At 59.1% G+C, this 14,359-nt stretch carries 11 protein-coding genes; all 11 read left to right on the forward strand.

Annotated elements, in window-relative coordinates; translation table 11 throughout:
• The first annotated feature begins 164 nt into the window (after window positions 1–164).
• Window positions 165–410, forward strand: a complete 246-nt coding sequence (locus tag HV773_RS35870) for a hypothetical protein (RefSeq protein ID WP_175198467.1) — start codon at window positions 165–167, stop codon at window positions 408–410.
• Between the two features lie 11 nt (window positions 411–421).
• A complete protein-coding gene (locus tag HV773_RS35875; protein ID WP_246282648.1) occupies window positions 422–1,003 on the forward strand; it encodes a DUF3304 domain-containing protein in 582 nt (193 codons plus the stop codon).
• Window positions 1,004–1,015: 12 nt separating this feature from the next.
• Window positions 1,016–3,037 carry a phospholipase effector Tle1 domain-containing protein gene (locus HV773_RS35880; protein WP_175198468.1) on the forward strand — a complete coding sequence of 674 codons (2,022 nt, stop codon included), beginning with the start codon at window positions 1,016–1,018 and terminating at the stop codon, window positions 3,035–3,037.
• 49 nt (window positions 3,038–3,086) lie between these two features.
• A complete protein-coding gene (locus HV773_RS35885; protein WP_175198469.1) occupies window positions 3,087–3,335 on the forward strand; it encodes a PAAR domain-containing protein in 249 nt (82 codons plus the stop codon).
• Window positions 3,336–3,410: 75 nt separating this feature from the next.
• Complete coding sequence (locus tag HV773_RS35890) at window positions 3,411–4,586, forward strand: hypothetical protein (protein ID WP_246282649.1); 1,176 nt, start codon at window positions 3,411–3,413, stop codon at window positions 4,584–4,586.
• Complete coding sequence (locus tag HV773_RS35895) at window positions 4,583–8,119, forward strand: ImcF-related family protein (RefSeq protein WP_175198471.1); 3,537 nt, start codon at window positions 4,583–4,585, stop codon at window positions 8,117–8,119. Before HV773_RS35890 ends, HV773_RS35895 begins: the two co-directional genes overlap by 4 nt.
• Entirely contained in the window at window positions 8,116–9,702 is a 1,587-nt protein-coding gene (tssA, locus tag HV773_RS35900) for a type VI secretion system protein TssA (RefSeq protein WP_175198472.1), read from the forward strand. The genes HV773_RS35895 and tssA overlap by 4 nt, the downstream gene beginning before the upstream one ends.
• Before the next feature lie 10 nt (window positions 9,703–9,712).
• Entirely contained in the window at window positions 9,713–11,527 is a 1,815-nt protein-coding gene (gene tssF / locus HV773_RS35905) for a type VI secretion system baseplate subunit TssF (RefSeq protein ID WP_175198473.1), read from the forward strand.
• Entirely contained in the window at window positions 11,524–12,630 is a 1,107-nt protein-coding gene (tssG, locus tag HV773_RS35910) for a type VI secretion system baseplate subunit TssG (protein WP_175198474.1), read from the forward strand. The genes tssF and tssG overlap by 4 nt, the downstream gene beginning before the upstream one ends.
• 14 nt (window positions 12,631–12,644) lie before the next feature.
• Complete coding sequence (gene tssJ / locus HV773_RS35915) at window positions 12,645–13,175, forward strand: type VI secretion system lipoprotein TssJ (protein WP_175198475.1); 531 nt, start codon at window positions 12,645–12,647, stop codon at window positions 13,173–13,175.
• 59 nt (window positions 13,176–13,234) lie between these two features.
• Complete coding sequence (locus HV773_RS35920) at window positions 13,235–14,314, forward strand: hypothetical protein (RefSeq protein ID WP_175198476.1); 1,080 nt, start codon at window positions 13,235–13,237, stop codon at window positions 14,312–14,314.
• Window positions 14,315–14,359 lie beyond the last annotated feature (45 nt).

Below are 14,359 nucleotides of genomic sequence, written 5' to 3' on the forward strand. Positions count from 1 at the left end.
AGCTCGCTCGGCTACCTGGCGCCGGTGCAGTTCGCAAAGGCGCACGAAGCGAAGGAATTATTACCCTCGGACTCCAACGGCGCTTCGTACTAATACCGGGGGCAGGTCACGATGCCAGCAGTCGCATCTGCATCGACCACGTTCGTGGTCTTCTTGATCGCGCGATGAGTCAACATCTCATCAAGAAGCAAAATGAACTGATGCTTTTTACGCTTGTTGGTCTCAACGTCAACTTGACGTTTGACGCTCATCCTGCGATCGGTCCGAAACTTGATCCAAAGCAGCGGTTCGATACCCCTCTACAGCAGGTGTTTTTGTCGGTGCCACGCAAAGTTTGGGAGGATCTGTTGGAGTCGGCGCAACAAAGCCAAATTCCGAGCCGGACGCATATTTCGAGCGCGATGAACTGAGGAGGCCACATATGACAATAGAAAGCCGAGCGATAGCGGTGACCTTGGAAAAGACAAATAAAGTGCTGTCTGACTCTACGCGCGGAGGGGATAGCGCTTGGGCAGTTCTTTTCTCTCAATCGAGAAAGATTGGATCCACGTTCAGACAATGGACCAAACTGACGCGCTCTATTTTGACTTTCACTTTCATGCTTGTAGCGTTTATGGGCACGGCTTGCTCGAATGACGAGTACGGCCCTTATCACGTGATTGGATACAACTACACCGACCGAACTGTTTACTTGTTTTCGATCGATGGCTTTGGTGCAGGGAGCTCAGAGGCAAATGACCCCGGCGGCGGCGGCGGCATAGCTTGCTGCTTGAGCATTCCGAAAAATGCGAAGACCATGCATATCAAGGTAACGCTCGGGTGGACAGAGGAACAGTACGAAAAAGATTTACCTCACGATACCTTCGAAACCGATATTCCTGTCCCAAAATTGCCAAATAAGCACCGCGGATATATAGAGGTTCATTTTCTGCCGAATCAAAAAATTCAGGCTCAGTGGGTCGATTTTCCGACAACGCCACATATTCCAAACGCAAAGAATTGAAGGTAGTCCGCTATGACGAAGGCAACTAGCGCAGTATCTGCTTCCGCGTGTATCGACAACGGACCGGCTGCAGGCGATCGCGTCAACCGGGCGATCAGTGTTACGCAATCTCAACCTTCCACGCCGCCGGACGGCTGTTATAGATGTCAACAGGAACTGTATATCAGTTTCTTCTTCGATGGTTTCGGTCAAACTCTTAATGATATCGACCACCTATCGAATGTCGCGCGTCTTTTCAACGCCCATAAAACGACGGATAAGGAAAAGGGCGTCTACAAACTGTATTACGAAGGGATGGGGCGCAGGCTGTCCAAGGAGAGGATCAGTGTCGCAGCCTCTTTGGCAAAGAATACTGTCGACAAAGCAAAGGAATTCGCGAGTGACAAGGTAACGGAAGCGGGAAAGGATGCTGCCAAGACCACTGGAAAGGAGGTCTTCGCAGATGCGCAAAGTTCTGGCGTTGGTGCAGCTGTCAAATCGTCTATTCTTCACGCGACAGAATCAACAAAGGAGGCCTACAAGCCGAGCACCCTCGCCAGTGGTGTTATATCCACTATCAAGGACCCCAGCTTCATCGTTTCGACACTAGTCTCGATCGGATCCGAGTCCTTCCCTGGTATTCGCGACAGCGAGATAGCCGCAGCCTATTTGGGAACCGGTTTTGACGCGCGAGTCGAAGCCGCTTTGGACGATTTTGCCGAAGTAGTTAAACAGGCAAAAAGCGACACGAGACCTCTGAAGACAATTCGGGTTGCGGTCTTCGGTTACGACCGCGGTGCGATTGTGGCGAGGAAATTTGCCAATGAGCTGATTGAGAAGAAGTGCAAGAAAGATGGAGAAAAAGTCACCTATCAGGGGGCAGAGGTAACGTTCGACTTCATGGGACTGTTTGATAGCGTATCGAGTGCTTACGCTGACTCGATATTTACCAAGGTTCTTGCTCCAGTCTTGAATTTCGTCCCCGGAGAAGGTTGGCTTGCCCGTGTTGGGATCAAGGGGATAAGCATGATCGTGGGCCTGGCAAAACAGTCATTGGGTGAATTCGATACGCCGGGCGAATTCAGGAAAATCGTGCACCATGTCGCAGCAACCGAATTGCGCTTCTATAAGCAGCTTGACTCGCCGCGCAATTCCAAGGAGGCGGGTAATCTGACTGAGATTGTCTATCCCGGCAGTCAGTCCGATGTGGGCGGGGGATTTCGCGAGCATGAAGACGGAAAATCATCCGAACTGGCGCTCGTTTCCGCACGAAATATGATGGATCAGGCGTGGTCCTATGGCGTCCCGATCCGTCGTCTTGAGGAACTGAAACAGCCGAAAACAATTGATATCTACTCCCAATTGCAGTTTTCTAAAAAGATTGAGATAGGTGGAAAATTCCTTACGGCCAACGATCTGTTCGGTGCGTACACAGCCATTTTGCCGAGCGGGAAAAATACACTCGAGCATCAATTTCTCGCGCACCAGATGCTCTTCATCTCATGGGCACGTACCGTCTATAACCGAACGCAATCAGTAAGCAAAGGCGATAACCTTTTCGTCAACACCATCGATGCCGATGTGTACAACGAGATTTTCTCTGGGAATGCAACGCCTGATTTTCAGACACGTGCAGATTACTACCGGAGTCAGTCCGCAGGGGCGGGTTCTGCTGCTTCAGGATTTGGTGGTCGACCGCAAACCGTCGACGATATTCCCGATCCCGTGATTAAGCAGTTGGCGACGGCATGGGTCAAGCCACAGGCGTTATCGCCGGAGGTAGTGGCTTTCTTTGACAACTTCGTTCATAACACGATCACCCGGTTAAATAACGTATCTCTTGGCGACGGCGTTTTTATGCAACTACGTACGATTGAGGACAAGAGCCGAAAGGATCAGGTTGTGGAGAAAGCCAAGGACAAAGTCTCTAAAAAAGTCGATAGTTGGTTGCCTCACCCGGACCAACTAAGATCCAATGCCCTGCAAAAGTTAGGGGACGCTCAGGCGTGGAGTCAAGGCTCTCAACGTTATGCAGATCCGCTAGGACTCAACTGAGCATAGCGTCGACACTTTTCCGTTTTTTGTTCTTCTGGAGAAGCACACGATGATTAACCTGATTCGCTTGGGCGATTCTACGGACCACGGTGGCAAGGTAATTAGTGCATCAAAGACGATGCGTTTTGACGGACGTTTTGTGGCCCGCAAGGGCGATGAAGTATCGTGTCCGTTGCATGACATCACGCCCAATCTCATCATCGATGGCGACGAGTCGATGACTGATGACGGTGTACCCGTTGCTCGCCACGGTTATCGCGCCATGTGTGGCTGCCATCTGATCTCCAGCCTGATTTGAACGCACAAGATGCCCGTTACCCTCCCTGTTGCTTCGCCGCATGTGTCTGACGCGCCATCCCCTCCACGAACGATCGTGTGGTTGGTGCTGCTTGTTGTTTTTATGCTTGCGGGGGTAGTGGGCACGTTGCTCACGTGGCCAAAAGCTGAGCCCACCGGCACACCATGGTTCTGGGTGCAACTCCTTGTGTTGCCAGGACTAGCATGGGCGATAGTTTTTGGGTTGCGACTACATTACTATGACGAGGAGACCGCGCGGCTGAAAGCCGAAGATGAAACGCTTCAGGAGGATCGGGAAAAGGCGATTCGTTTTGCGTGCGAACCTCTTGCTGTTTTGGATTTCGGATACCTTTGCGGTGCTGGAGACGTAGATGTGGCAAACAAACTCGTCCAAGGAGAGATTACACTTGCAGCCAAGACATCTGCCGAGGGCAATAGCGGTACACGTCACACATCACTTCCGCTGATCGACAATGAAGACGGGTTGGGGCGCTATGGTCCGTGCTTCGACAAGCTCCTGAATTCGATAGGCCCTACTATCACCGCGCTTCCTCGAGACGTGGCGCTTGACGTGCGTTTGCATCTACCGGAAGACGGTCATGGAGAAGCCCGCCTTGAAACATTGCGGCAATGCTGGTCCAAGGCCGAACTGCGCAGCGCAAAAATAACATTGCTCTCGGCAGACGAGGGGTTAATGGCGCTCGATCAGTGGCTGGACGTTAAAGGTGGTCCCTTGCTTGAGAGATTCACGCTTTTTCTGTCTACACAGTTACACGACGTGCCCCCTGAAAATAGCGCCGAGGCCGCCGTGGCTGTACTACTTGGGTGGGCTCCATTGGCTGAGCGACGTGGGCTCGAGTCGGTGGCATTGTTGCACCGCCCGCTGCAAACCGATGCGGCCGCTCTCGACGAGAGCATTCGGCTGTCTCTGCTATGGGGCAGAGCGACGCCAGAAAGAATAGACGACCTCTGGCAAGCAGGACTACTCGGTACGGATAAAGGGGCGCTGCTTCATGCAGCTTCGAACACGAAACTTGGCGTCTCGCAAACGGAAGAACTGTCAAGTGTGCACGATATCGATACAGCGCTCGGGGATCCGGGCATTTGTGCCGGATGGCTCGCTACTGTACTTGCAATCGAACATACCGTACAAACATCGTCATCTCAACTGATCGCATGGCGCGAAGGCATGTTGCGTCTCGCAGTCGCTCAACCGATTGCACATAAGAAACAAGTGGAATCCAACGCATGAGCATTCGAAAGATATCGGGTTACTGGATTCTCGTTCCGGCGATAACCGCATTCATGGCACTCGTGGCGTATTTCAAGGGTGCTGATCTTGATCCATCCTCCTCCCATCGGGTTGGATTGGTGATTTTGCTAGGAATGTTCGTTCTATTACTTAGAGCTCCACTCGCTGGTGCCTGGAAAGTCGTTGCACGAAATGCGCCCGGTCGATCAGTAAGCCAGTATGAACGTGACCCGATGGCAAGGCTCGGCGCAGGACAGAAAGAGGAGGTGGTCAAGCTCAATTCGCATCGTTCTGAGAGCCTTAGTGCAATGTTGAAAGACCGCCACGGCCGGCGTTGGCGTTATCGCGACCGCTGGGTACTGGTGGCAGGTGACGAGCCTCTGGTCAAGCGGCTCGCGCCCGGCCTCGTTGACTCCGGCTACGCGATTATCGGCAACGCGGTGTTGCTCTACGCAAAGCAAACCGGTAACACACTCGACAATGGATGGCTCGACCAGATCCGTCGGCTGCGCCGACGTCGGCCGGTTGATGCGATCGTCGCAGTGACGCGCAACCGCGATTCAGGCAATTCGCCATTCGATGCGGATGAGCTTTCCCAACGCCTTGCCCGTTATGCGCGTGCTTTGCGCTGGGCCGCACCGACGTATCTGCTTAATGCGACAAATTTCGGCTCCGAGCCGGCGGGCCCGGACGAGGCGATTGGCTTTACCTGGTCAAACGCACGCGTGAATGCTCACGAAATCCACGCCTCGTTGCATCGGCTTGCCCGCAATCTCGCCGACGCAGGCATCTCGCGCATCATACGCAACAAGGCCGACCGCTATCCTGCCGAGCTGTCGCAGCATGTCGAGCGGCTAGGCAGTGCGTTGTCCGAGCTCGTGCTGCAGACCGCCCGCTCACGCTACTGGCGGCACGCCGTCCACGGGCTATTGTTTGCGCCCCTCTTCAAGGAACGAGAACTCGAATCTGCTACCGACACCGAGAATTCCGACGAGAAAGAGACGCAGCCAGGAATACAGCAACGCACGATCTGGCAATCCGTTGCCGAACACAGCCGAAGCATCCATGGGCGCCGGGTCGGCTTCTCGTTCTCGACCACCTTCGCATGGATCGCAACAGCAGCGATCGGCCTCTGGATGGTCGGTACCATGATGTCGGGCTTCACGAATCGGGCGACGATCGGTACCGCTCAGGATACGCTCGTGCGTCTCACGGGCACCCAGGACCATACGCAGTCGATGCAGACGCTCGACAGCCTCGACAAGCAGATCGATACACTGGAGACACGTCAGCGCGATGGTGCTCCGTGGATTACCCGCTTTGGCCTGAACCGCGACAATGCCCTGCTCGGCGCAATCTGGCCGGGCTACGAAAACGCGGCGAGCAGCATCCTCGTTGGCCCGATGCGCCAGAAACTGGAGGATCGTCTGCGCCAGCTGGCCTCAATGTCCGATGAAGAAATTGCGAGCGGCGGCAGCGCACAGGCACAGGCCGCGTACGATACGCTCAAAGCCTACCTGATGCTCGCGCAGCCGCAACGCGCCGTCGCATCCTTTCTCACGCCGCAGCTGGTCGCGACAGCGGTTCCCGCACGGCCGCTCAATTCGCCGCTTTCGTCGGGCACGTGGGAAGACCTGCGCCAGCACACGATCGCCTTTTTTGCCGACTACCTCGGACATCGACCTGCGAATGGCGGCTCAACGCTTGCGGTTGCGGCGGGCGCTACTCTGGTCGCTTCCACGCGCCAGACGATTATCGGCGTGCGCGGTATCCAGAATTCGACAGACGCCGTCTACCAGCAGATTCTTGATGACGCAAAGCCAAAATACCCGCCGGTAACGCTGGCCACACTGCTTGGCGATACCACGGGGCGGGGCCTGTTCAACACCACCCAGACCATTCCGGGCGTCTTTACGCGAGCAGCCTGGGAAGAACGCATCTCGAAGGCGATTGATGAGGCAAGCGAGAAGGGTAACGTTGCGGGCGACTGGGTGCTGTCTGACGCGAAAAGCACGAATCAGGCGCCCTCGACATTGAAGGCCGAATTGCGCCAGCGTTACTTTGACGACTACGCGCGGGCTTGGGAGCAGTTCCTCAACAGCCTGCGCTGGCAACCCGCGCCGACGCTCTCGGCTACCGCAGATCAGCTCAACCTGCTCGCTGATCCGCAGCGCTCGCCGCTGGTCGCGTTGATCAACGCAATCGTGTATCAGGCTGGCACGGGTGCGAGCATGCAGTCACTGTCGGACACGCTGATCAGCAAGGCGCAGCAGCTTGTCGGCACCGACGAGAAAGACCCGTCGAAACAGGCGCAAGCTCAGTTTGCACCGCTGGCAGCCGCCTTCGCTCCGATCCTGCGACTGACCGGCAGCGACCTGATTTCGGCCGTGCCCGGCAAGGCCGGAAAATCGGCGGCGCAACTGGCCACCACTGGCGACCTGAGTCTTGCCCGCTATCTCGAGCGCGTAACCGCGATGCGTCTGAAGGTCGAACAGATGGTGAACAGCGCCGATACGGACGCGATGTCGCGCGTTGCAGCGCAGTCTGTGCTGCAGGGCAAGACCTCGGATATCGCGGAAAGCCGCGACTACGCGAGCCGGGTTGCCGCAAGTCTGGGCGAGCAATGGGCGGGCTTTGGCCAGCTGCTGCAGGCGCCGCTCGACCAGACCTGGCAGGCCGTGGTGCAACCCGCGGCGGCGAGCCTGAACGACATCTGGCGCACGTCGATCCTTGCCGACTGGAATCGCACCTTCGGTGGCCGCTATCCGTTTGCGGATTCGGAAAACGACGCTTCGTTGCCCGAAATGGCGCGCTTCATGCGGCCGGATAACGGGGTGATCGCCCAGTTCGTTGCGACGCAGCTGGCAGGCGTCGTCGAAAGGCAGGGCGACCGCTGGGTCGCCGCGCAAGGCGCCGATCACGGCTCACTCACGCTCGATCCCGGCTTTCTTGAGGGGTTGAACCGGCTCACGCGTGTTTCGACGGTGTTGTTCCCGGCCGGCGACGCGCATGTCCGGTTTGATCTGCGCGGCGTCGCGACGCCCGGTGTGACCGACATGAAGATTGTGCTGTCCGGGCGTGAACTCGACTACTTCAACCAAAAGGAAGACTGGGTACCGTTCGAGTGGCCCGGGCAATCGCTGGAGAACCTCTCGCACATCGAATGGCAGACCGAGCAGGGCGGCTTGCGCTCGGCAATGGACGCGCAGGGACGTTTCGGGCTGATCCGGCTGCTGGAACGCGCGAAGGTCTCCCAGCAGGACAACGCGCGCTATCTGCTGACGTGGGCGCCCGATACGAGCCAGGGCATTGCGCTCAAGGTCCAGTTGCGCAGCGATGCGGGCTCGGGGCCGCTCGATGTGTTGCAGCTCCGGCACTTCACACTGCCGACACGCATCTTCGTGACCGGCAGCGCCAAGGCCGGCCCCAAGCTTTCCACGAGCAGTCCGCCGCCGTTGCCACCGGCCGCAGTCGCCGCCGCAAAGCACGCAGCCATGCCGTTGCCACACGGCTCCGTGCCGGAGGTGGAATGAAGCTTGGAGAACTTTTCAGGAATCTCTTTCCTGCACGTGAAGACGCTAGCGAACTCGCACGGGCACGCCTTGATGCGTGGGCGTCATGGCTGCTGCCGCTCCCGGGCGAGGGAGGCGTTGGCCGCGATCCCGGTTACGAGGATGCGTTTTTCACACTCAAGGACGAGGCAGGCAAGCTCTCGGGTATCGACGACGGCCTGATCGTCCGTTCCTGTGAGCAGCTTCTCAAGGAGACCGGCAAGGATCTGCGTCTTGCTGGCTACTATGCGTTCGCCCGCCTGCGTCAGGATGGGCCAGCCGGCTTTGCAGACGGACTGGAGTTGTCCGCTGCGCTCGTCGACCGGTTCGGCGAGGCCGTGCTGCCAGCGCGTGCCGAAGCGAGGAAAGGCGCGCTCGAGATGCTGGCAACCACGCGCGTGCTGGAACTGCTCGAGAGCCGCGGCGAGTTCGCGCCGGCGGACCTTGAACGTGCGTTTGCCGCGCTCGACGTACTGGTCACGGTGACCGGCGGCTGGCCAGACGCCACTCGCCCGAACCTGCAGCCATTGGTGTCAAGGTTCGAGCGCAAGGACGGTAGCGATGGTGGCGGCGCAGCGGATTCCTCCCAGGCGGCATTGCCAGTCACGACGAGCACTTCGTCCGGGTCGATTGCCTCAACGCGTGATCTGCTCGATCAGGCCCGTACGATGGCCACCTGGCTGCGCGATCAGGAGAACGGCTATCTGTCATCGGTGCGACTCGTACGGAGCGTGCGCTGGGACACGTTGCACGAGGTGCCACCGTCGGATGCCGCATCGCATACGCGGCTTGTGGCACCACGCTCCGAGCTGCGGGCACAGATGAAACGGCTCGTGCTGCAGAAGCAGTGGCACGAACTCCTGGAGCGTGTCGAGGGGGCGTTCATGGAGGGCGTGAATCACCTCTGGTTCGACCTGCAGTACTTCCAGCACGTCGCACTCGATCACGTTGGCTCGCCATACAGCGCGTGGCGCGAACTGCTGCGTGCTGACTTTGCGCTCTTTCTGGAACGGCTGCCGGGCATCGAGCGCCTGTCGTTCAACGACGGCACGCCATTCGCCGACGATTCGACGCTCGAGTGGATTGCACGCCATGCCGTCGTACGGGATCTGGAAGCAGGGGAGAGCGTGGCGCCGCTGCCGGTCTCGGCCGATAACGAAAACGGAAGCGCCGGCGACTGGCCCGAGATCGAGGCACAGGCCAGGGACCTGGCCGGACGCGATGGTATCGAGGCGGCCTTCGCCTGGCTCGAAGCGCTGCCCGGCATGAAAACAGATCGTCATCGCTATCTGCAACGACTGGTCATGGCGCGCCTGGCTGACCATGCCGGCCGTCCCGATACAGCGCTCGCACTGCTGACCGAGCTCGACGCAGCCGCACGCTCCCTGCCGCTCACGCGCTGGGAGCCGGCACTGGTTTTCGAGGTCAAGCAGCAGTTGACCCGGGCATTCAAGGCGATGAGCAACCGTAAGGATGCGGACAAACCGGCACTCGCCCGCCGCATCGGTGAGCTGCAGGCGGAACTGACCGTGCTCGATCCGGCACGCGCATTGACTCTCCCATAAGAAAGGCCCAATGGAAAAAGACGACCCGATCCTGCGCTATTACGAAGCCGAGATGCGTTACCTGCGCGAATCCGGCAAGGAGTTCGCCCGGGCTCATCCCGACCGCGCACGCCTGCTCAACCTCGATCGCGTCGGCGACCGCGACCCCTATGTCGAGCGACTCCACGAAGGCTTCGCCTTTCTGACCGGGCGCCTCCAGCAGAAGCTCGACGACGAGCTGCCAGAGCTCACCGAAGGGCTCGTGAGTCTGCTGTGGCCGCACTATCTGCGCATGATTCCGTCACTTTCGGTCGTCGAGCTGATCCCCCTTCGGGAAAAGCTCCAGAGAACCGAAGTGATCCCCGCGGGCGTGCCGGTCCGATCGGCGCCCATCAGTGTTCCGCCGCCATCGGGCGCCGAAGGCACGACACCGAAGACCGTACAGTGTCTGTACCGGACCACGCAGGCCGTCCAGCTTCAGCCCCTGTCCATCACGCACGCAGGACCGACCGTGCGCCACGACGGCCGCTCGGTGATTCGCCTGGGCCTTGAACTCCATCATTCGGCCCGGCGCGAGGAAACCGATCTGTCACGCCTGCGCCTGCACCTGAATGCCGATCTGCCGGTCGCGTTCGCCATGCACCTCGCGCTCACGCGTCAGGTCGATTCGATCCTGTGGCGCATTCCGGAAGTGCGCGATGGCGAAGCTGTGCCACTGGCCGGTATCACGATCGAGCCCGCGGGATTTTCGACGGAGGAGCGGCTCTGGCCCAAGGCCGATGTGGCGTTTTCGGGCTACCAGCTGCTCCTCGAGTATTTTTCGTTTCGCGAGAAATTTCTCTTCGTTGACCTGTGCGGACTCGACGTCGCGAAGCTTCCTGCGGGAACGACCCGATTTGAGCTTGAACTTGTCCTGAAGACCGCTTACCCGTCGGACCAGCATTTCAGCAGGGACAATGTGAGGCTGTTCTGCTCACCGGTGATCAACCTGTTCGAACTCGATGCCGAACCCATCGAAATCAATCATCACGAAACGGAGTATCGCGTCGTACCGGCGGGTCATCAGGGCGAGCACGTTGAAACCTATTCGGTCGATGCGATCGGTACGTTCGATCACGACACCGCTGAGCGCTATGAGTATGTGCCGTTCGCCACCTTCCGGCATCGCGGTGGCATGCTGCGCCACGAGGCGCCGGAACGGTATTTCCATGCGCGCGTGCGTCCTGGCATGGCGGGGCTGTACGAGACCTGGGTGATCCTGGGCGGCCACGCCTGGGAGACCAGGGAAACGCTGCCGGAAGAAAGCCTGTCGCTGCGCGTCACGGGTACCAACGGGATGCTGCCGCGCAAGGGACTGCGCGAGGCCAACCTCAGCGAACTCGCTGAGAGCACGCCGAACGTGACGGGTGTGCGCAACCTTGTTGCGCCAACGTTGCCGCTCTATCCGCCCACGGGCGATCGCTTCCAGTGGCGCGTGCTGTCGCATCTTGCCCCGAACTTCCTCTCGATGATGGATGCAGAGGTGCTGCGTGGCGCACTCGCGCTCTACGACTGGACCGACGATGAACTGAACGCGCGGCGTCTGGCAGGCATTCTCTGGGTGTCGGAGGAACTGCTCGAGGAGGTATCGGGCGGGTCGGTCGAGCGAGGTGTGCTCATTGAGGTGACGCTGGATTCGCAGGCGTTCGCGGGCGAGGGTGATCTGATGCTGTTCGGCGAGCTGCTGCACCGCTTTTTTGCGGCGTACGCGGAAATCAACCTGTTCACGAAGCTCTCGATTGTGAGCCTGCCGTCGCAGACCCGTACTGACTGGCCGCGCAGCAAGGCACAACGCGCTCCGCTATGAAGCCGAACGATCTCCCCAACGTCGAGCCACTCGTCGCTTCGCTTCTCGCACGTGCGCCGCGGATGAGCTTCATGCAGCTGTGCCGCCTGCTCGAGGTGCGAGCGCCTGATCACCCAGGATTTGGCACGCGCGACACGCCTGAGCATGAGCCTGTGCGTTTTGGCTCGTGGCCACGCGTCGGGTTTCCCGCGGGTGAAGTCGCCAGGGTCGAATTCGACGACGCCCCGGACGAATCCCGCCGACCGGTGCCGCCGACCGTGCGTACGACGTTCATGGGCCTGTATGGTGTCGATGCAGCGGTACCGCCGCACATGATCGACGATATCGTCCTGCGCGAAGAAGGACACGAGACGGTCGAAGCCTTTCTCGACCGCTTCAACCACCGCATCGTCACGCTGCTGTACCGCGCCTGGAAAAAGTACCGCTACCCGGAAAGCTTCCGGCCGGGAGGGAGCGACGCGCATTCGCGCAAACTTCTGTGCCTGGTGGGGTTTGGCTGGGGCAGGAAGCCCGAGCGCGCCGGGGTGCCGGATTCCCGGATGCTCGCGCTGCTGGGCCTGCTGAACCTGAAGACCCGTACGGCCGAAGGTCTCGCGGGTGTAATCGCACTGGTCGTGCCGGGAGTGGACGTGCGTGCCGACGAGTTTTTTCCCGTCCTCACTGGGACCGGCAAACCGCGGCCGCTGAGTTCGGACCCCGCAGTCATGCGGTCGGAAGAAGGGGCGAAGAAGGGGCTGGGCGGCGGTTATGTGCTGGGCCGGCGGCTTGCTTATCGCAGTCGGGCCGTGCGGGTCACGCTGCGTCCCGACAACGCGCAGCATGCGCATGACCTGCTGCCCGGTGCGTGGCTGCATCGCGAACTGATGGCATTCGTTCAGCTATACGTCGGCGTCAAGGCTGACGTTCATCTTCGCATGGAGGTGTCGTCGCGACTCGCGCCGGTCCCAACGATCGGGACCGCTCCTGCGGGCGCCGCACCGCGACTCGGATGGACAACAGTGCTGCCCGCCGACGAGGAACGCATGATCACTATTCCACTCGGTGTGCGCGAAGCCTTTCCTGCACCACCGCCCAATCCATACCTGAGCCTGCAACGCGCATAACCGAGGACCCGTTGATGTTTATCCGTCTGGCCATTACTACCGTTGCATCCGCCTTGCTGCTTTCGGCCTGCGGCGCGTGGCAGTCCGTTTCCGACACGACGTCGAGTGCCTACCACGCCGTTTTCTTCAAGCAGGTCAAGGTGCTCAACATCGATCTGTCCGCACGAGAAGCACTGAATCCAGACGACGCCGGGCGCGCGACCTCAGTCGCGGTGCGCGTCTACCAACTCAAGGACCGCAAACTCTTTGACGGGGTGTCGTACGACGATCTTCTGAAAAACGATCGCACCGTGCTCGCACAGGACCTGCAGGACAGCATGGCCACCGTGTTGAACCCGGGCGCTTCCGCGAGTCTGTCGCAACCCATGAAGGCTGATTCGAAGTACGTGGCCATCGTCGCGTTCTACCGGAATCCGGGTACGGGCAACGGGTGGAAATATGTGATCGAGAAAAAGAAACTCGACGCGGATAAGCCACTGAAGCTTGAAATGGTGGATCAGTTACTGCTTGCGGGTGGCGAGTCATTCCAGAAGTCAGCTCAGTGAAGTATGGGCTGTCCGCCTTTTTGTTCACAACGTGACCGATGACAAGATCTTTGTGTGACTTGATGCACGAACTCGATGCACTGAACAGCGAGATTCAGGCTTCGCGCAAACGCGAGGTAAGCGGAGTCATCAAGGAAATCCAGGCTCTGATGCAGGAATGGTCAATCAGCATTGCTGACCTCACACGGTATCTGCGCCCGCAGGCCGGCACTCCCTCTTTGTATCGGGCGGCCCGATCGTTGGCGGTTTCGCAGGAGACCCGAGCGCGTGTTCAAACTGCACTCGCAGCATTGCCAAACAGGCGTGGCAAGCCCACGAGGGAATACTACGACCAACTCCTTTCTGGCATTCAGGTGCTCGCCCAGGCTTGGCACGGATCATGTCTGTCGGCCGAATTCCCCGGTGCTGATGTTCCGCTCGAATTCGAATGTGCTGCAGGCCACAGGTTCCAGATGCTGATTCACGGCCTGCGTCTTGGCCACTGGTGTCACGCGTGCGCATACGACAGGGCAACACTCCATACGCTCGACGAGGCGCACACGATTGCAGCGCAGCGTGGTGGAGAATGTCTGTCGCGCCGGTATCGAGCCCGTCCCAGGAAGATGCGCTGGCGCTGCGAAGCCGGTCACACGTGGTCGGCAGCCTTTGAAGGGGTGCTTAAGGGCGACTGGTGCCAGCAATGTCATCTGGAGCGCATTCGCCCGAAGCAGGATGATTTTGCGCGCGTGGCAACAGCACACGGTGGCCGGTGTCTGTCGGCGTATGTCGACAAGGAAACTCCCCTGCAATGGCAGTGTGCAGAAGGGCATACGTGGTTTGCGCCGTGGTCTCGTGTGAGCAAGGGCGAGTGGTGTCATCAGTGTGCGGCCAAGGCGAGAACCAGAACGATCGAGGATCTTCGAGAAGTTGCGCAATCTCGCGGCGGACGTTGTCTGTCAGACACCTATCTGGGCGTGCATGAGAAACATGAATGGGAATGCATGGACAAGCATGTCTGGCAGGCAACGGCGAACAGTGTGTATCGCGGTAGCTGGTGTCCAGAATGTGCGTGGGAAAGCCGTCGTATGGCGCGCAACGAACCTGTCCGCATTTTTGTGGGCGAGGCGGTTAAAGGAATCGTTACCCGCGCGCCTGCGTGAATCGGTCGCCAAACAGGATAGCAAACTGGTTCATCGCCGACTTCC

Source organism: Paraburkholderia caffeinitolerans (assembly GCF_902859945.1).
GTDB lineage: Bacteria > Pseudomonadota > Gammaproteobacteria > Burkholderiales > Burkholderiaceae > Paraburkholderia > Paraburkholderia caffeinitolerans.